The sequence below is a fragment of the Mesorhizobium sp. M1050 genome, from assembly GCF_040318715.1.
Lineage (GTDB): Bacteria > Pseudomonadota > Alphaproteobacteria > Rhizobiales > Rhizobiaceae > Mesorhizobium.
Window position 1 is genome coordinate 61,301 of the sequence record NZ_JAMYMV010000002.1, and the last position, 17,848, is coordinate 79,148.

At 61.5% G+C, this 17,848-nt stretch carries 21 protein-coding genes and 1 tRNA gene; 12 read left to right on the plus strand and 10 right to left on the minus strand.

Features of this window, described 5'->3' with window-relative positions; translation table 11 throughout:
• Nucleotides 1-71 precede the first annotated feature (71 nt).
• Nucleotides 72-680 carry a transglutaminase-like cysteine peptidase gene (locus tag NKH57_RS01535; RefSeq protein ID WP_352831013.1) on the plus strand — a complete coding sequence of 203 codons (609 nt, stop codon included), beginning with the start codon at nucleotides 72-74 and terminating at the stop codon, nucleotides 678-680.
• Between the two features lie 255 nt (nucleotides 681-935).
• A complete protein-coding gene (locus tag NKH57_RS01540; RefSeq protein ID WP_352941107.1) occupies nucleotides 936-1,487 on the plus strand; it encodes an ankyrin repeat domain-containing protein in 552 nt (183 codons plus the stop codon).
• 36 nt (nucleotides 1,488-1,523) lie between these two features.
• Here the strand turns inward: NKH57_RS01540 and NKH57_RS01545 are convergent, their stop codons facing one another.
• Both NKH57_RS01545 and NKH57_RS01550 read right to left on the minus strand, forming a co-directional pair.
• The gene (locus NKH57_RS01545; RefSeq protein WP_352941109.1) at nucleotides 1,524-2,051 is read right to left on the minus strand and encodes a gamma carbonic anhydrase family protein; all 528 of its coding nucleotides are present in this window, start codon (nucleotides 2,049-2,051) and stop codon (nucleotides 1,524-1,526) included.
• 20 nt (nucleotides 2,052-2,071) lie between these two features.
• Nucleotides 2,072-2,413, minus strand: a complete 342-nt coding sequence (locus tag NKH57_RS01550; protein ID WP_023759415.1) for a DUF6949 family protein — start codon at nucleotides 2,411-2,413, stop codon at nucleotides 2,072-2,074.
• Between the two features lie 115 nt (nucleotides 2,414-2,528).
• Here NKH57_RS01550 and NKH57_RS01555 point away from each other — a divergent pair, with 115 nt between their 5' ends.
• The gene (locus tag NKH57_RS01555; RefSeq protein WP_023759416.1) at nucleotides 2,529-3,254 is read left to right on the plus strand and encodes a hypothetical protein; all 726 of its coding nucleotides are present in this window, start codon (nucleotides 2,529-2,531) and stop codon (nucleotides 3,252-3,254) included.
• 72 nt (nucleotides 3,255-3,326) lie between these two features.
• Here the strand turns inward: NKH57_RS01555 and NKH57_RS01560 are convergent, their stop codons facing one another.
• Both NKH57_RS01560 and cysE read right to left on the minus strand, forming a co-directional pair.
• Nucleotides 3,327-3,530 (minus strand): DUF3126 family protein, encoded by a 204-nt coding sequence (locus NKH57_RS01560; protein WP_006200852.1) that lies wholly within the window; start codon nucleotides 3,528-3,530, stop codon nucleotides 3,327-3,329.
• Nucleotides 3,531-3,680: 150 nt separating this feature from the next.
• Nucleotides 3,681-4,529, minus strand: a complete 849-nt coding sequence (cysE, locus tag NKH57_RS01565; protein ID WP_127415464.1) for a serine O-acetyltransferase — start codon at nucleotides 4,527-4,529, stop codon at nucleotides 3,681-3,683.
• A 147-nt stretch (nucleotides 4,530-4,676) separates the two neighbouring features.
• Between cysE and NKH57_RS01570 the strand changes: the two genes are divergently transcribed.
• Nucleotides 4,677-5,279 (plus strand): HD domain-containing protein, encoded by a 603-nt coding sequence (locus NKH57_RS01570; protein ID WP_352941337.1) that lies wholly within the window; start codon nucleotides 4,677-4,679, stop codon nucleotides 5,277-5,279.
• A gap of 33 nt (nucleotides 5,280-5,312) precedes the next feature.
• Here NKH57_RS01570 and NKH57_RS01575 read toward each other — a convergent pair whose 3' ends face one another.
• Genes NKH57_RS01575 through NKH57_RS01585 form a run of 3 tightly spaced genes read right to left on the minus strand, consistent with a single transcriptional unit; the run spans nucleotide 5,313 to nucleotide 7,286 of the window.
• Nucleotides 5,313-6,080 carry an alpha/beta fold hydrolase gene (locus NKH57_RS01575; RefSeq protein ID WP_352941113.1) on the minus strand — a complete coding sequence of 256 codons (768 nt, stop codon included), beginning with the start codon at nucleotides 6,078-6,080 and terminating at the stop codon, nucleotides 5,313-5,315.
• A gap of 20 nt (nucleotides 6,081-6,100) precedes the next feature.
• Nucleotides 6,101-6,664 (minus strand): DUF192 domain-containing protein, encoded by a 564-nt coding sequence (locus NKH57_RS01580; protein WP_023759420.1) that lies wholly within the window; start codon nucleotides 6,662-6,664, stop codon nucleotides 6,101-6,103.
• 25 nt (nucleotides 6,665-6,689) lie between these two features.
• Complete coding sequence (locus NKH57_RS01585; protein ID WP_032907472.1) at nucleotides 6,690-7,286, minus strand: cold-shock protein; 597 nt, start codon at nucleotides 7,284-7,286, stop codon at nucleotides 6,690-6,692.
• 217 nt (nucleotides 7,287-7,503) lie between these two features.
• Between NKH57_RS01585 and gloA the strand changes: the two genes are divergently transcribed.
• Both gloA and NKH57_RS01595 read left to right on the plus strand, forming a co-directional pair.
• Nucleotides 7,504-7,944, plus strand: a complete 441-nt coding sequence (gene gloA, locus NKH57_RS01590; protein ID WP_352941116.1) for a lactoylglutathione lyase — start codon at nucleotides 7,504-7,506, stop codon at nucleotides 7,942-7,944.
• 129 nt (nucleotides 7,945-8,073) lie between these two features.
• Nucleotides 8,074-8,367, plus strand: coding sequence for a DUF2218 domain-containing protein (locus tag NKH57_RS01595; protein WP_352602558.1), 294 nt, complete (start codon nucleotides 8,074-8,076; stop codon nucleotides 8,365-8,367).
• 58 nt (nucleotides 8,368-8,425) lie between these two features.
• Here the strand turns inward: NKH57_RS01595 and NKH57_RS01600 are convergent, their stop codons facing one another.
• Nucleotides 8,426-8,986 (minus strand): DUF1697 domain-containing protein, encoded by a 561-nt coding sequence (locus NKH57_RS01600; protein WP_352941118.1) that lies wholly within the window; start codon nucleotides 8,984-8,986, stop codon nucleotides 8,426-8,428.
• Nucleotides 8,983-10,239 carry a threonine ammonia-lyase IlvA gene (gene ilvA, locus NKH57_RS01605; protein ID WP_352941121.1) on the minus strand — a complete coding sequence of 419 codons (1,257 nt, stop codon included), beginning with the start codon at nucleotides 10,237-10,239 and terminating at the stop codon, nucleotides 8,983-8,985. Before ilvA ends, NKH57_RS01600 begins: the two co-directional genes overlap by 4 nt.
• A gap of 450 nt (nucleotides 10,240-10,689) precedes the next feature.
• On the opposite strand from ilvA, the gene NKH57_RS01610 reads away from it, so the two are divergent.
• Both NKH57_RS01610 and NKH57_RS01615 read left to right on the plus strand, forming a co-directional pair.
• On the plus strand, nucleotides 10,690-11,763 hold the full coding sequence (locus NKH57_RS01610) for an alpha/beta hydrolase (protein ID WP_023759425.1): 1,074 nt from the start codon (nucleotides 10,690-10,692) through the stop codon (nucleotides 11,761-11,763).
• Between the two features lie 142 nt (nucleotides 11,764-11,905).
• Complete coding sequence (locus NKH57_RS01615; RefSeq protein ID WP_023759426.1) at nucleotides 11,906-13,069, plus strand: alpha/beta hydrolase; 1,164 nt, start codon at nucleotides 11,906-11,908, stop codon at nucleotides 13,067-13,069.
• Nucleotides 13,070-13,224: 155 nt separating this feature from the next.
• Here the strand turns inward: NKH57_RS01615 and ade are convergent, their stop codons facing one another.
• The gene (gene ade, locus NKH57_RS01620) at nucleotides 13,225-15,045 is read right to left on the minus strand and encodes an adenine deaminase (RefSeq protein ID WP_352485700.1); all 1,821 of its coding nucleotides are present in this window, start codon (nucleotides 15,043-15,045) and stop codon (nucleotides 13,225-13,227) included.
• 197 nt (nucleotides 15,046-15,242) lie between these two features.
• Here ade and NKH57_RS01625 point away from each other — a divergent pair, with 197 nt between their 5' ends.
• The 4 genes from NKH57_RS01625 (at nucleotide 15,243) to NKH57_RS01640 (ending at nucleotide 17,393) form a co-directional block, all read left to right on the plus strand.
• Entirely contained in the window at nucleotides 15,243-15,908 is a 666-nt protein-coding gene (locus NKH57_RS01625) for an outer membrane protein (protein ID WP_352941125.1), read from the plus strand.
• A 234-nt stretch (nucleotides 15,909-16,142) separates the two neighbouring features.
• Nucleotides 16,143-16,228, plus strand: a tRNA-Leu gene (locus NKH57_RS01630).
• A gap of 245 nt (nucleotides 16,229-16,473) precedes the next feature.
• A complete protein-coding gene (locus NKH57_RS01635) occupies nucleotides 16,474-16,668 on the plus strand; it encodes a hypothetical protein (RefSeq protein WP_050589529.1) in 195 nt (64 codons plus the stop codon).
• Nucleotides 16,669-17,090: 422 nt separating this feature from the next.
• Nucleotides 17,091-17,393 (plus strand): helix-turn-helix domain-containing protein, encoded by a 303-nt coding sequence (locus tag NKH57_RS01640; RefSeq protein WP_084025427.1) that lies wholly within the window; start codon nucleotides 17,091-17,093, stop codon nucleotides 17,391-17,393.
• Nucleotides 17,394-17,848: the final 455 nt, after the last annotated feature.

Sequence of the window (17,848 nt, forward strand, 5' to 3'; positions counted from 1 at the left end):
TCTACTTCGTGCTTTTGCCTCAAATAAATCCACATGTGGCAATGTCTCCTTCGAACGGGGAGACTACAACAATGAAGAAAACGAGGCGCAAGCTGTTGCTGGTGGCAATAGCGATGCAGCTTTCCGCCTGGGGATCAGCATATGCCGCGGGACCGGCCTATATGCACACCGGCGGACGTACCACGCAGCCTGTCGGCCATTATGAGTTCTGCCAGCGCATAGCTGGCGAATGCAGCGAAAGGACCCCCAAGGGCGCGCCGGTCGAACTGACCCGCAAACTGTGGGCGACGATCGTCAACATCAACAATTCCGTCAACACCCGCATCAAGCCGCGCACCGATATGGAGAACTACGGAGTCGAGGAATACTGGGCCTATCCGGATAATGGCTATGGCGATTGCGAGGATTACGCACTGGAAAAGCGTCGTGAATTGATGAATGCGGGCGTGCCCGCCGGCAATCTGCTGATGACCGTAGCGCGCCAGCCGAATGGCGACGGTCACGCGGTGCTGACCGTGCGCACCAGCCTGGGAGAATTCATCCTCGACAATCTGGAGACCAAGGTCCTGTCCTGGACGGACACCGACTACACCTATCTCAAGCGCCAGTCCGACCAGAATTCCGGCGTTTGGGTGACGATCAACGACGGCCGCTCCGACGCGGTCGCGAGCGTCCGCTAGATATCACAGATCAAGCGCGCCGCATGAGTGCGAAGCGCTTAAGGAGAAACCCGGTCGAGTCCCCCCCCACCCCCGCCCCAACGACCGGGTGAAAGGAGCCGGCCCCGTCCCCGGGCCGGCTCCGCCATTTCTGGCGATGATCGTTCGCAGGCAGACTGGAATATCTCAATCTCATTCAGTCGAATCGTCCCGCCTTTTCACCGGCAGGAGATCGGCGCACTATAGGCCGTCGGTTTCGCGTTCTGGATCACCGCGATGTTGGAAATCCCGGAAGATCGCTGCGAGCGCCATCGCCTGTACAAGGCCATCGACGATGCCTTCAAGGCGGGCGATTTCGATGGTCTCGGCATGGCTATGGGTGGCTCGCCCCGCTGGTTCGACGAGCGCATACCGTTTGAGCTCGGGCTCGGGCATCCGCTGGAATTTGCAATCTATTGGAGCCCCGTCGGTTTCATCTCGACCTTGCTGGATGCTGGCTCGGATCCAAATTATCAGGATCACGGCGGGTTTCCGTCCCTCATCGCGGCGCTGTCCACCGACCGGGCCGACAGGCTGGACATCGTGCGGGTATTGATCGAGGCCGGTGCCGACCCCAACATGCGGGGTGTGAACGACTGGACGCCGCTTCACTATTCGGTGGCCATCCGCAGCGTCGATGCGATCCGCCTGCTTTTGGCGGCGGGCGCCGACCCGACGCTCGAGACCCGCATCGATCACTACAGGACAGAGGCCGACATTGCCTGCTTTGACGCCGGTGCGTCCTTGCTGCGCGATGCGATAGCCGGGCCTGGCTCCAACCGCCGGTGAGTTAGGCCGCGATGAAAGATATAGGCCAAACTGGCCTCAGGCATTCTTCAAGCCCGCCTTGAAGCGCTTGCCATTGGCAACGTAGTGCGCCGCCGAGCCGCGCAACTTCGCCACGGCCGCGTCGTCCAGCACCCTGATTGCCTTGGCAGGCGAGCCGACGATCAGCGAATTGTCCGGGAATTCCTTGCCTTCGGTGACCAGCGCACCCGCACCGACCAACGAATTCCTGCCGATTTTCGCGCCGTTCAGCACGATGGCGCCCATACCGATCAGACTGTTGTCGCCGATCGTGCAGCCATGCAGCAAGGCGCGATGGCCGATCGTGCAGCCCTCCCCGATCGTCAGCGGAAAGCCGGGATCGGTGTGCATGACCGTATGTTCCTGCACATTGGTGTCGGCGCCGATGACGATAGGCTCATTGTCGCCGCGAATGACGGCGCCGAACCAGAAGCCGGCATTGCGGCCGACCCGAACGTCGCCGATCAGCGTCGCATCGGGCGCGATCCAGTTGGTCTGCACATCCGCGAAACTGGGCCCCGTTCCATCGATCGCGTAGAGAGGCATGTCTTGGTCTCCGAATCGTCTCAGCCTGGCAAGTCGGACCCTAGGAGACGGATCGTCCAAGAGGCAATGGCAAGCACGACCACGCCCAGCGCCAAGGACCAGGCTATTGCCGTGCAGCCGCAGGACATCAGCGCCATCATCGAAATGCGGCGCTCGCGCCGGGCATCGATGGCATCGTTGACGAGCATGAAAGGGCCGGCACACGCGGTGGCGAGCAGCGAGCGCAAGATATGGGACGGCGACACATAGGGTTCGGTGAAGGCGACCTTGCGGCCCGAAACCAGTTCCATGGCCGATCCGGCCATCCCGCAGGCGGTCAACCCGACGACAAAAGCGAAGAGCGTGAGTTCCAGCGGTCCCATCTTAACTTCCCATTTACCATGAAATTGCACAGTCGTTCCATGAAGGCTGCAAAAGCCATGCCGTGCGACGTGTACCGCCCAGGGACACAGAGGCGGCTGGGATCCGAGAACCGAGATGAAACAGGCAGCGCTCGCCAACGAACTCACCGTGGTCGATTCCAGGCTGATGAAGCGGGTGCTCTACGCGTTCGCGGCGCTGGCTCTGCTGTCGGCAGCGATCAGCCTCGGCGGCAAATGGTTCGGCCATTCGATCGCCATGGCCGGATACACCGACGACGCAACAATCCACCAGGTGGTGATCGGCAACAATGTCATCGCCGTGCCGGCCAACGCCATCCGTTTCGCCCAGGCCAGGCGCGACGGTATCGCCTCGCGGCTCGATCTCTATCTGCGCTACCCCCAGATGGACGGCTACAGCGAGGCCGCGCGCGACGATTTCAACCACACCGGGGCAGCCAAGAACATCGTCTTCCTGTCTTTCGAACAGCGGATGATGTCGCGTGACATGAGTGGCCGCTTCGCGCCGATCTACAGCGCGTTGATCACCAAACCCGGCATTGCGGGGCCTGGCGGCACGACGGTGTACGGTTTCAACGAGAAATCAGGCTATTTGAACGAGGTGCTGGTTGTCGCCGAGCGCCCCGGCAAGGACCCGTTCGTGGCACGTTGCCTGAGCGGGCCGAGTGCCGACGAATCGCTGGCGCCGTGCGAGCGCGACATCCAGGTCGGCGACGAACTCAGCCTCACCTATCGCTTCCCAAGGGAGTTTCTGGGTGATTGGCAGACGCTTGACGCGGCAATCGCCACAGAAGCCGGGCGTGTCCTGAAAACAGGACATTAGAATAGAAAGCGTCGGGAGATCCGGCTGGCCGGCCGCATTCGAGGCGCAGCCGGCCAAGCGCAAGGTGCTGGCTCAGGCCAGATCGATGTCGAGGATTGCCATCGAAAAATTGTAGTCGCCGTCGTCTTCATCCTTGAAGACGATGCCGAGGAATTCGTCACCGACATAGACCTCGGCTGAATCTTCCTTGCGCGGCCGTGCCTTGACCTCGAGCTTGGGGTTCTGGAAGACGCGCTTGAAATAGGCGTCCAGCTTTCTGATTTCGTCCGGCTTCAACAGTCTTCTCCGATCATCGGGCTTGCTCGTTCGAGCGCGCTTCTGACACGTCGACAATGGCGATGTAAAGGCAAGCGGCCCGATAAGGCGAGACAACCGCCACTCATGCCCACGGCCGGAATCCGGCAGCAGGCGGCGGCCTTATGAAAATCAGATGTCGAAGCTGACGACCTGATCCATCGTCTGCGACGGCAGAAGCTGGTCCATCTGGCGCGACGGCTGATCGCAGCCGGTCTCGCCAACGACGCGAGCCGGTACGCCGGCAACCGTCTTGTTGTGCGGCACTGGCGACAGCACCACCGAGCCTGCCGCGATCTTCGAGCAATGGCCGATTTCGATGTTGCCGAGGATCTTGGCACCTGCGCCAATCAGCACGCCGTAACGGATCTTGGGATGACGGTCGCCGCCGGCCTTGCCGGTACCGCCCAGTGTCACGCCATGCAATATCGACACATCGTCCTCGATCACCGCGGTCTCGCCGACCACAAGGCCGGTGGCGTGGTCGATGAAGATGCCCTTGCCGATGCGCGCGGCCGGGTTGATGTCGGTCTGGAAGACCGAGGACGAGCGGCTCTGCAGATAGAGCGCGAAATCCTTGCGGCCCTGGTTCCACAGCCAATGCGCCAGGCGATGCGTCTGGATGGCGTGAAAACCCTTGAAATAGAGCACCGGCATGATGAAGCGGTCGCACGCCGGATCGCGGTCGTAATAGGCTTGGATGTCGACGCGCACGGTCGTCGGCCAGTCCTTGTCGTCGGCCAGCATGGATTTGAAGGTCTGGCGGATGAGATCGGAGCCGATGTCCTGGTGCGCCAGCCGTTCGGCCAGGCGATGGATGACCGCTTCCTCCAGGCTGTCCTGGTTGAGGATGGTCGAATAGAGGAACGCGGCGAGCAATGGGTCGCGGTTGACAGCCTCCATCGCTTCGTCGCGGATCGAACGCCAGATCGGGTCGACCGGCTTCAATGCGCTGTGTCGGGAAATGCTGATGCTGTTCATCGCCGTCTCGTCCTGCGCCCTGCCGGGCTTGCTTGTTGTGCTTGCCTGTTGTCCGGCCGCACATATAAGTCAAATCATAGCACGATTGAACTCAATTTTCCTCAGTGCATTGTCAAATGGATTTGGTTCGCGGGAATTCAAGCAGCCATGGAAAACGAACCCTTGATCGATGACGCTCTGAAGAGCGAGCTTTCAGCGCTCTACCGGGGACCAGGCCGCCATTACCACAACCTTGCCCATATCGAAGCGATGTTGGCGCTTGCAGGTGACTATCGGGCGGCGCTCGGCGACCCCGGAGCCGTCGAAGCGGCGATCTGGTTCCACGATGCCATCTATGACAGCAAGGCCAAGGACAACGAGGCGCAAAGTGCTGTCCTTGCCGAGAAGAAGCTGGCGGGCCGCGTGGACCATTCCCGCCTCAACCGCATCTCGGCGATGATCGTCGCCACCGCCACACACCAGGTGCCGCCGTTTGACGACGCGACGAGCACACGGGACGCAAGTCTTTTCCTCGATATGGATCTGTCGATCCTGGGTGCCGCGCCGGACGCCTTCGATGCCTATGAGCGCGCCGTGCGACGCGAGTACGCCTGGGTGGAGGGGCCGATGTGGCGGGCCGGGCGCAGTGCCGTGCTGAGAAATTTCCTCTCCCGCCCACACATTTTCCACACGGAGGAATTCCGGCAACGCTTTGAACGGCAGGCCCGCGAAAACATGGTGCGGTCGCTGGCGGCTCTCACCACAGACTGAGGGCAGTCGCGTCCCGCTCCCCTCGCCGTCCGCTCAGAGCGGATTTTCGGCATAGAACTCCAGCACACGCTGCTTGAAGGTCTTGTCCCCGACAGCCAGCATGTGGTCGCGGCCCACGATGTGAAAGGCCCTGGCGTTCGGCATCAACGCCGCGAGTTCATCGGGCGAGCCGCCAATGTCGTCGGTCGTGCCGACAGCGACCAGCGTCGGCTGGGCGATGCGGGCAATATCCTGCTCGCTCAGCAGTTCGCGCGATTTGGCAATGCAGGCGGCCAACGCACGGCGATCGCTGCGGGTCTGGTCGGCGAAGGCGCGAAACGAACGGCCGCGCGGATGGCTTGTCGCGGCCGGATCATCGGCAAGCAGGGCCGCGGCGATCGGATCCCAATCGCCGACGCCATCGATCATGCCGATGCCAAGACCTCCGAAAACCAGCGTCGCCACCTTGTCCGGATCCGACAGCGCCAGGAACGCCGCGATGCGCGCGCCCATCGAATAGCCCATGATATGGGCGCGCTCGATGCCGAGGTGGTCGAGCAAGGCGGCGGCATCCGAAGCCATCTTCGCCGGCGTATAGTCGGCCTCCTCATAGCTCTTCGAAGACGAACCATGGCCGCGGTTGTCGAAGGCGATGGCGCGGTAACCGGCATCGTTCAGCGTCTTGAACCAGCCGGGCGACACCCAATTGACATAGTGGCTCGAAGCGAAGCCGTGGATCATGAGGACCGGATCGCCCTCGCCCGACGCCGGCTGGCGGTCGAGGAAGGCAATGTCGAAGCCGTCATGGGTGAAAAGCTGCATCGGCGATCCCGCCTGTCCACTCAACCGCCGCCGCCATTGGGCGCATCGCCATTGTCGGCGGGCGGCATGCCGGGGCCGGACGCTGTGCCCACGGCCGGATGGCGCACCAGGTCGCCATATTCGATGCCGTTGCTGGCGGCCGTGCCGGCCTTGAGTTCGAGCACGAAACGTACCGGGACACCTGGCGAAATAACGGCGTCGGATTGCGGCTCACCGCGCTTGATCGCCCGGATCTTGCCGTCCTGGCCGACAAAGATCAGATCGAGCGGCATCGGCGTGTTCCGCATCCAGAAATTGACCTGCTGTGGCATCTCGAAGACGAACAGCATGCCGTGATCGTCGGGCATGTCCTGGCGATACATCAAACCGGCTTCGCGCTCTGGATCGGTGTCGGCGATTTCGATGGAAAAGGAGCGATCGCCGCCTTTCGTCACCACGACCAGTGGCGTCGGGTCGACCGCAAGGATCATCGCCCGACTGTCCGCCGCGGTCGGCCGTTCGGAATAGAAGAAGGCGCCTGCGGCGACGATGACGGCAATCACGGCGCACACCACGCCCGCCGCCAGCCAGTTCCTGTGAGCCATTCGAAATCCTCAGCCGGAAATCGTCCTAGTGCGAGACCGGCAAGGTCCCCATATCGGGGTGAATTTCGGCGGCCATAAGGCCTTTGTCGCCGCGTCCGAAACGAACCAGAACGACTTGGCCTGGCCGAAGCTCGGTGATGCCGTAGCGGCGCAAGGTCTCCATGTGGACGAAGATGTCCTCGGTGCCCTCGCCGCGGGTCAGAAAACCAAAACCCTTGGTGCGGTTGAACCACTTCACCAAAGCGCGTTCGAGACCGCTTTCCGGCGTCACCGCGACATGGGTGCGCTGCTCCTGCATCTCGGCCGGGTGAACCGCTGTGGTGAGATCCATGGAGAGAACCCGGAAGGCCTGCAATCCGCGGTCGCCATGCTTGACGAGGCAGACCACGCGCGCGCCCTCCAGGGCCGTCTGAAAGCCGTCCTTTCGAAGACACGTCACATGGAGGAGGATGTCGCCCGAAATGCCGTCATCCGGGAGGATGAAACCATAACCCTTGGCCACATCGAACCACTTGATCACGCCGGCAATTTCGAGCAGGTCGGCGGCGTCACCGCCTTCGTCACGCTGCAAGGCATCGCCTAGAGGTTCGTCCCGCCCCATGAAAGAGGCCTTTTCCCCCATAAGAATGCCCCCTCTTTTAAAGAACACCGCAACTGATTCTTGGGGACCAGATTAACACTGCCGCTTCCGGTGTGTGCAAGACCTGCCGTGCCTTTTTTCACGGTTCAATGGGGTGAATACCGGATTTGTTCTTGCCGGCATCGCGCGCTGCCGCATGATTGCCCTTTGACGGGGTCGACCCTATGTTGCACCGCAATGCAATTCACGAGGAATCCTCATGCGCTATCTGCACACCATGGTCCGCGTCGCCGACGTCGATGCCTCGCTTGACTTCTACTGCAACAAGCTCGGCCTCAAGGAGGTGCGCCGCTACGAAAACGAGCAAGGCCGCTTCACGCTGATCTTCCTCGCCGCGTCGGAAGACGAGCAAAGCGGCATCGCCGACAAGGCGCCGCTGATCGAACTGACCTACAATTGGGATCCGGAAGACTATAAGGGCGGGCGAAATTTCGGCCACCTCGCCTATGAGGTCGACGACATCTACGCCACCTGCCAGCATTTGATGGACAACGGCGTCACCGTCAATCGGCCGCCGCGCGACGGCAATATGGCCTTCGTCAAGTCGCCGGACGGCATTTCGATCGAACTGCTGCAAAAGGGACCGGCGAAGCCCAAAGCCGAGCCTTGGGCCTCGATGCCGAACACCGGCACCTGGTAGCGATCACGCATCTTGAGTGGGCGGCCACGGGGACAAGCCGGCCGCCTTTGCGGTTCTGATCGACGGCACCTATCTACCTGCCTATCGCGCCTGCCCGGCAAGGCCGGCGCTTACCTGGAGAATTCATTCATGCCGACCAGCCGTGCCGATATTGCCACCGAACATGCCAGCCGCTACCTGCAGCAGTTGTGCAAGCACTGGGCGCACAAATTCCCGGTCGAGTTCGATCCCGCCCATGGCACCATCGATCTCTCAATGGGTCGCACGGTTCTGGACGCAGACGCGACCGCGCTGCATATCACGGTTTCAACTGACGAAGCCGGATCGATCGAACGGCTGGAAAGCGTCGTCGCCGATCACATCAAGCGCTTTGCTTTCCGCGAAGAACTGACCTTCGACTGGAAACCCGCGCCGGCGGCATAAGCGCTTATTCGAGCACGACTTCTGGCGAAAACCGGTACCCACTTTTCGGGATCATGCTTCACTTCGCATCAGCCTGAACGGCCATCGCCAGCAGCGCCTGCACCGAGCGCCAGTTACGTGCCGTGCCAAGCACTTTCAGGGTGCGCGGGGTCAACCCAGCAAACACCGATTTGCCCAGTCCATCCGGCGCATGCAGGTAGAGCACATCGCCCTTGACCTCGAAGCGTTCGGGCCCTGTGCACTTTTCGGCCAGCCGCGCCACCTCATCAGCGGTCGGCTCGCGTTCCAGCACATAGGCATGGAGCCTCGTGTGGTCCGCAGCCACGTCCGGATAGGGATTTTCGTTCACCAGCCGCTCGAACCATGAGAGATCGCGCACCATGATGCGGGAATGGAAGCCCCATTTCTTCTCGAAGGCTGCTTCGAGCTGTTTTGTCAGCGTGACCGCATCGGCCGTCTTCGCGCGGAACACGGCATTGCCGCTCTGCACATAGGTGGCGACATTGGAAAAGCCGAGATCCTCGAAAAACGATCGCAACTCCGTCATCTTGACGATGCGGTTGCCGCCGACATTGATGCCGGAAAACAGCGCGACGAAGGTTTTTCCGGCACCCCTCATATGATGAACCCGGCCAAGGTCTCGTTATCGGTGATGTCCTGGTACTGGACGCCTTCTGCCTCGAAATTCGCCTTGAGCAGGTCGAAATTGCGGCGGTCCTTGGTTTCGATGCCGATCAGCACCGAACCGAAATTGCGCGCCGATTTCTTCAGATATTCGAAACGGGCGATGTCGTCGTCCGGACCGAGCAGTTCGAGGAAGTCGCGCAGCGCGCCCGGCCGCTGGGCGAAGCGGATGATGAAGTATTTCTTCAGGCCCTCGAAGCGCAGTGCCCGCTCCTTAACGTCGGGCAGCCGCTCGAAATCGAAATTGCCGCCCGAGACCACGGCGACAATGGTCTTGCCCCTGATCTCCTTTCTGGAGAAATCCTTCAGCGCATCGATCGCCAGGGCACCGGCCGGCTCCAGCACGACGCCCTCGACGTTGAGCATCTCGATCATGGTGGCGCAGAGCCGGTTTTCCGGGATCAGCCGCACGGTGTCGGCAGGAAAATCCTTGAGATGCCGTAACGGCTCGCGGCCGATCTCGGCCACCGCCGCGCCATCGACGAAATTGTCGACTTTGGCGAGCTTGAGCCGTTTACCCGCAGCGAGGCTCTCGCGCAGGCTCGGCGCGCCGGCCGGCTCGCAGAAGACGAAGCGCGCTTCCCGGCCCTGATCGGCGAAATAATGAGTGACACCGGCGGCAAGCCCGCCACCGCCAACCGGCAGCATGATGATGTCGGGCATGCGGGCGCCGGGCATCTGGTCCGCGATCTCATAGGCGACAGTCGCCTGGCCCTCGATGATGTCCTTGTGGTCGAAGGGAGGCACCATATGGGCGCCGGAACTTTCGGTGAATTCGAAGGCGGCGCGATAGCAATCGTCGAAAAAGTCGCCAACCAGCCTGATCTCGACGAAATCGCCGCCGAACAGCCTGGTCTTGTCGATCTTCTGCTGCGGAGTCGTCACGGGCATGAACACCACACCCTTCTTGCCGAAATGGCGACAGACGAAAGCAAAGCCCTGCGCATGGTTGCCGGCGGACGCGCACACGAACAGTTCGGCCTCGTTGCCCGCCGCCAGCGTTTTGCGGAAGAAATTAAAGGCGCCGCGGATCTTGTAGGAACGCACGGGCGACAGATCCTCGCGCTTCAACAGCACCCGCGCGCCGGTCTTTTTCGACAAATAGTCGTTTTCCTGCAGCGGCGTTTCCGGAAATATCTGACGGATCGCGGCAGCAGCGGCGGCAACGCGGGAAGAGAAACTGTTCATTGAAAACCCCCTCGCGGCGCATGTCGTCCGCAGACCTCATCACCGATCCGGCCGCGCACCGTCAGTTGTTGGCGTTATGCTACGATGCAGCACGAACCCGCCTATTGCATATCCGGCCTTGCGACGCCATCGTCCCGCCATTCATGTCCTCTCGCAACAGGCGTTCGCAAAAGCTTTGCAATCTCTTGAAGGCGTTTGCTAATGCTTCGGCGGCGGTCGGCCTGAAATCCTGTCCTTGCCGAAACCGGCGCGTCGACGGTGGATGCGGCTCATTGCGCGCACCAGGGAGGCGTTCCTCCCGTCATTTTGGCTTTCGCGCAACACTGCGGCGGCTGTAACCGGGCGCTGATCACATTTCGACTGCACACGACTTAGTTCCGCCGCACTCTCCCTGTCCGGGAGGTGTCGTGGGGGTAGACAGGCCTTTCGGCCGGAGTTGGAATTTCAAGCGTGCCTTTGAAGAAGATCTTTACCGTTGTCCTTGCCTTGTTCGTCACCGGCTGCGCCGGCTCGCAAACACAGGAACTGCTGGGTAGCGCCATGGTATCCGCCCCGGTGACGGAGATCGCCGGCAACCACAGCATCTTCATCGCCACGACGCGCAAGAAATCCGACGATCCCAATAAGGTTTTCGACGGCGAGCGCTCGGCGACGCTTAACTACGCCCGCGTCAACGTCACCGTTCCGGGGATCCATGAGACCGGCCAGATCGAGCGGCGCTCACGCGGCAAGTCGGACGACCCGGCCAAATATTTCATGGCCTCCGAGGTCGTCGGCTACGACACGCAGCCGAAATTCTCCAGTGCCCTCAACGCCGACATCGCGGCGCGCGGCGGCCGCGTCATGGTCTTCGTGCATGGCTACAACACCGGCTTCGACGCCGCCGTCTATCGCCTCACCCAGATTGTCCACGATTCCGGCTATCCCGGCACGCCCGTGCTGTTTTCCTGGGCATCGGGCGCCAGAACCACCGACTATGTCTACGACAAGGAAAGCGCCAGTGCTGCCCGCGATCAGTTGGAAGTGACGCTCAGGATGCTGCAGCAGTCGGGCGCCCGGCGCATCGACATCGTCGCGCATTCAATGGGAACCTGGGTGACCATGGAAACGCTGCGCCAGATGGCCATCAGCGGCGACCGCGATCTCGGCGGCAAGCTCGGCGACGTGGTGCTGGCCTCGCCCGACATCGACGTCGACGTGTTCAAGAGCCAGATGAGGCGCTACGGCAAGCCCGACAAGCCGTTCATCCTGTTGTTGTCCGACGACGATCGGGCCCTGAGGCTCTCCGGCCTGATTGCCGGTTCCCGGCCGCGCGTCGGCGACTACAAGGATGCCGCCGATCTTGCCTCCTACGGCGTGACCGTCGTCGACCTCTCCACGGTCAAGGGAAGCGACAGCTTCAACCATACGAAATTCGCCGACAATCCAACGCTGGTGAAGATGATCGGCCAGCGCCTGCGCGAGGATGACGGCTTTGCCAGCGACCGTGACGTGACCGACCGCATCGGCCTGCTCGGCCAATAGATGGGGTCCCGCGGTTTCGCCGTGCCTGTTCAGTATTGCGGACGTATGGACTCACTTTGAACTGGACCGCGCCGGTGTCTGGCTCTATCGGAGTAGCCAGCGACGTCACGCGTTTGACGTCCCCCCTTACGGGAGCTGGCGCGTGACCGTGCGTTCGAAGAGTTGCCTCGTCGTTGCTATCGCGCTCGCCGTGACCGGCTGCGCCGGCCAGAACACGCATGACCTGCTCAACAGGACCGCTGTCTCGGTGCCCGCTTCCGACATCGCGGCGACGCATGAGATCTTCGTTGCAACGACCCGGCAGAAGGCAATCAAGGATCCGCGACAGGTGTACGACGGCGATCGCTCGCTGACCACCAGCTTTGCCCGTGTCGACGTCACCGTTCCGAAAAGCCATCAGGTCGGCGCCATAGAGCGGGCCAAAGGATCGGCAAATAGCGCTCCGGCCAAGGACTTCACCGCCAGGGACGTAACCTTCTACGAAGGCGCGCCGCAATTCGCCAAGGCGGTCGGCGCAGACATCGCCATGCGCGGAGACCGTGTGCTGGTTTTCGTGCATGGCTTCAACAATGGCTTCGATGACGGCATCTATCGGCTGACGCAGATCGCCCACGACACGAAATATCCAGGTACGCCGGTGCTGTTCTCATGGGCGTCGAGCGGCAAGACCACCGGTTACATCTACGACAAGGAAAGCGCCAACGCGGCGCGCGACGACCTCGAGGCGACGCTCAGGATGCTAGCCAAGACTAAGGTCAAGAGCATCGACATCATCGCGCATTCGATGGGAACCTGGGTGACCATGGAGGCGCTGCGCCAGCTCGCCATCACCGGCGACCGCGATCTCGGCGGCAAGCTCGGCTACGTCATCCTGGCCTCGCCCGACATCGATGTCGATGTGTTCAAGAAGCAGATGATCCGCTACGGCAAACCCGATAAGCCGTTCGCCATTCTGCTCTCCGCGGATGACCGGGCTCTCAAGCTTTCCTCCCTGATCTCGGGCGACAAGCCACGTGTCGGCGACTACGGCAATGCGGCCGACCTTGCCAGCTATGGCGTGTCGGTGGTCGATCTTTCCCAGGCCAAGGGCGGCGACCGGCTCAACCACGCCAAATTCGCCGACAACCCGATGCTGGTGCAACTGCTCGGCGACCGGCTGCGGGCGCCAGCTGGCCTGGCCTCGGACGAACCCGGCCCGACACAGCTCAACAATCTCGGTCAAGGCCTCGGCAAGGCCGTCGGCTCGGTCGCCGAGATCGTCATCACCACGCCGTTCAAGGTGCTGACCATAGCCACCGGCGGGTGAGCGAGCCATCAGCCAGGATTGGTCGAGATTCAGGTCAGGCCGAGCCGAAAATGGTGGTGTCCGAGAACCGGAGCGGAGCGTACTTAAGTACGTGAGCACCGGAAGCGCAGGAAACCGGCGTTTGCAGGCCGGCATCACCTGAATATCGACCAATCCTAGACGAACAGGTCGACCTTCTGGAAAGTCGTCACATCGATCAGGCCGACATCGGAAATCCTGAGCTCGGGAATGACGACCAGCGCCAGCAGCGAGTGCTGCATATAGGCGTTGTTTAGCGAACAGCCCATCTTGCGCATCGCCTCGGTGAGCTTGTCCGCCTTGGCCGCGACGATTTCCGCCCGCTCGTCCGACATCAGCCCGGCGATCGGCATTTCGACCAGCGCCAGTTCCTTGCCCTTGGAGAACAGCACGACGCCGCCGCCGACCTCGCCCAGACGGTTCACGGCCAGCGCCATGTCCTGCTTGTTGGTGCCGACGCAGATAATGTGGTGGGCGTCATGCGCCACGCTGGACGCCATGGCGCAGTCGGCCATGTAACCGAACCCGGAGACGAAGGCGTTGGTAACGCCGCCCGTGCCTCTGTGGCGCTCGACAAGCGCGATCTGGCAGACATCGTTGCGGCGATCCATGGCGACCAGCCCGTCCTCGACCGGCAGATCGGCCTCCAGTGCCCGCGTCGGCGCCTGGTTCTCGATGACGCCGATGACGCGCACCCGCACCTCGTTGGCGCCCTTGGGAGCCACGATGTCGAAGTCGCCGCCCTTCAGCTTCTTGCCGAGCTTGACGGTATTCTTCGCCGTCTTCGGGTAATCATAGGCCGGAATATCGATTTCGAGCTTGCCGCCCTTGGCCAGCCTGACTCCGCGTGAATAGACCTCGTCTATGGTCATTGCGGCGAGATCCGAGACGATCAGCAGATCGGCCAGCCGACCCGGTGCAATCGAGCCGATCTCACGTTCCAGTTTGAAATGCCGGGCGGTGTTGAGCGTCGCCATCTGGATCGCCGTCACCGGCTTCAACCCCTGTTGGATGGCGTGGCGCACCACGCGGTCCATGTGGCCTTCATGAACCAGCGTGCCGGAATGGCTGTCGTCGGTGCACAGGATGAAGTTGCGCGGGTCGATCCCGCTCTCCGTTACCGCCTTGATCTGCGAGGCCACGTCGTACCAGGCCGAACCCAGCCGCAGCATCGCCTTCATGCCTTGGCGCACACGCGCAATGGCATCCTCGGCGCGCGTGCCCTCGTGGTCGTCTTCCGGGCCGCCTGCGACATAGCCATGGAACGGCAGACCGAGATCGCGCGAGGCATAGTGGCCACCGACCGTCTTGCCTGCCTTGACCGTCGCGGCGATCTCGCCCGACATGACCGGATCATTGGCGGCGACGCCGGGGAAATTCATCACTTCTCCCAGTCCGATGATGTTTTCCCAGGTCATCGCTTCCGCCACATCGGCGACCGTCAGTTCGGCGCCGGCATGTTCGAGCCCCGGCGCCGAAGGCACGCAGGACGGCATCTGCACATGCACGTTGATGGGCATGGCAACGGCCTCGTCATGCATCAGCCGCACGCCTGGCAGCCCCAGCACATTGGCGATCTCGTGCGGATCGATGAACATCGACGTGGTGCCGTGCGGAATGACAGCCCGGCAGAACTCGGTCACCGTCACCATGCCACTCTCGACATGCATGTGCGCGTCGCAGAGGCCGGGCACCAGATATCGCCCGCCTGCGTCAACTACCTTGGTAACGCCCTGGCCGATGGCGTGGCTTGCATCAGGCCCGCAAAAGGCGAAGCGCCCGCCGGCAATGGCGATGTCGGTGCCGGCGATGATCTCGCCCGAATGGACGTTCACCCAGCGGCCGTTGCGGATAACGAGATCGGCGGGTTTGCGCCCCATGGCGACATCGACCAGATGCGTCGCCATCTCGGTCCAGGGTTTGGGTTTCGTCGCATGCCCCGACGGCTTCTTTGTCATGAAAGACTCCTCTTTGCCCGACTGTGCCAAGCCGATGTGGTTTTGACCAGCGCTGAACGGTCATTGCTCCTGTCGATCAACGGATTACGCCGTCTTCACCACATATTGGTCGCAGTCGGAAATGGAATTCCGTTTTGTGGCAAATCAGGTTACCCTTCCCGCAAGGACATTTCTGGATCGCCATTTCGGGGAGTTCGATGCGTCGCCTGGTGGTCGCAAGTGCCGTTTTTCTTGTCGCTTCGGCCGTGCCGGCTTTGGCAGCCGACCAGATGGTCGACGTGCCGATGACAGCGCCCGGCTTCGACTGGACGGGCTACTACGCCGGTCTGCAGGGCGGCTATGGCTGGGGCCGATCCGATATATCAACGACGGAAGGCGCGCCGTTTTCCATCACCCCCGATATTGATGGCGGCTTCGTCGGCGGCCATGTCGCCGGCCTGTGGCAGTTCGACCAGGCTGTGCTCGGCGCCGAGGCAGACCTCAACTATTCCTCGATCGAAGGCACGACGGAATCGGGCCTGGGAAGCCCATTCGGGACCGACATCAAATGGTTCGGGTCGGTCAACGCCAAGGCCGGCTACGCCGTGGATCGCCTGCTGGTCTACGGTATTGGCGGCGTCGCCTTTGCCGGCATCGAGACATCGCAAGTCGCGGGTCCGGCGTTCGCCAGCACGCGCACAAATGTCGGTTGGACCGTGGGTGCCGGCGTCGACTACGCACTGACCGACAAGTTCGTCGTCGGCGCTCAGTATCGCTACTATGATTTCGGCTCCGAGCACTACGACGTGGCGGAACCCTTCAACGATCGCGATCAGAACGTGAAGCTCAACACGGTCGGGATCAATTTGAGCTATAAGTTCTGAACCAGCCCACTGTTATGGCTTTGCCGGCCAGAAGGGGAGCTTGAGGAACCACCTCAAAAGAGTTGGGGCGGCCGGCGCTCCGTATGGGCGGGGGAATGGGTTGGGCCTGAGAGGCGCCGGCCTCGCGGATTATCGCGCCAGTATCGCCAAGCCGCCCGGCCTGTTTGCACGTTCGGCCAAGGCCAAAGAACACGACTTGACGGCCTGTGTCTGGCGTCTGAAAAGGGCTGGCCTGCGGACGTGGCGGAATTGGTAGACGCAAGGGACTTAAAATCCCTCGATCTCTGATCGTACGGGTTCGATTCCCGTCGTCCGCACCAGATTGAATTCCAACGACTATAGCATTCTGAGGTGGTGGATGCCCAAGGAGATCATTCGTGGGAAGCCGTGCGGGTAGCCGGAGCGTGCGCAAGATTTGACTTTGAGCGGGAATCGGAGCTTGCCTTGAATCTGACCTGGCCCTGCCACGAAACTACACCAATGCAAGAGCTCTTGAATCTGCCGGCGCCGAGGTCACCGCCGAGAACGGCGGCGGCGCTGACTTGAGGCTGCGGAAGGATCGGGTATGATTGCCACGATGTTTCGATGGGGCGCGATCCTTGGCGTCATCGGCTTTATCGGCGGGTTCGTGGGGCCGATTGTCTTCACGCCCGAAGCAAACCAGGGCCCGCTGCTCGGCATCTTCATCACAGGTCCGCTGGGCTTCGTGCTCGGCCTGATTGTCGGGCTGGTGCTTTCACTTCAGCCGAGGCGTTACTGAAATCGTCCAGCACTTCAGTGCGATCGAATCCGCATGCAGCGTGCCTCGTCCTGGCGTTGACAATCAGGCACGCAGGTGAAGAACACCGGCCGGCGGTCGCGGCCCGACTCGCAAATAGCGATTCAATTAATTAGCGCGTGCTTAATCAGATCCGGAGGATTTTAACGAATCGTTGACCGCGCTGTCCCAGAATAGGACGGCGCGGTCAAACCCAACCGGACTGCGCAGGCGGCTCCGGCACTGAGCGCCCGCCGGACTGTCGGAGCCGCCACCTTACACTACAATATACCAGCAATGGTTGAATCAACCGTTACCGCACGTTCATTTTAGTGCGCGCCGCACCGAGGGGGCCGCCCTGCTTTCGGCGGCGCTTTGCTCTGGGACCGTTGCTTCGCGGGACAGGACTTAAGTCGCAGCCGAAAATGTTGTCGGAACCTTCCGCCCATTCCGCTGTTCTTGCAGCAGGTTTTTCGGGACGGAGGCGTCGCTTGCAAAACGTTACGGCAGAGCAGTCGCGAGCAGCACGAGCGCTCTTGAACTGGTCGCGCGCTCGACTTGGCGCGAAGTCCGATGTCAGCGAAGACACCATCCGCGAGTTTGAGAATGGCAACAGAATTCCCCGCAACGGCAACCTTACTCGCATTCGCCGAGCATTGGAGGCCGCCGGTGTTGTCTTCACCTCTGGATCGCCGTCGCTAAACTACCCCTCTGGTGATGCGGTTTAGCATAGGCTGCTCAAGGAAATGGAGACGCCGTTGGCAGGTGCTCCTCGACCACAACAATTGAATTGAAAATTCGGTCAAGGAACGCGGCCTAGCGATTTGCGCGATCCTTCGCCATGACGTTGAAAAGTACAAAGCATGCCATCAGCGATACGAAAGCGCCTATGAGGTCGTCGCCGGCCAGCCCCGAATTGTAGACCAAAGCAAACGCCAATACGGACATTTTCCCTACCCGGGTTTCAAAGCCTCGATTGAGATTCAACTTTCACGCAGCGCTAATGTTCCACTGCAGCGGCCCTATCGCTGGAATGAAGACGACTGTGCCGAGCACAATGCGTTTGGCCGTTGCATGAAAAGTCATGTCCAAGCCCCTAAGGTTGCAGCCGGCGTTCTATGTCCGCAACCAGAAGCTGCATTGCTTCAAATCAAAATCATCGGCAGACTTACAAAACCGAATG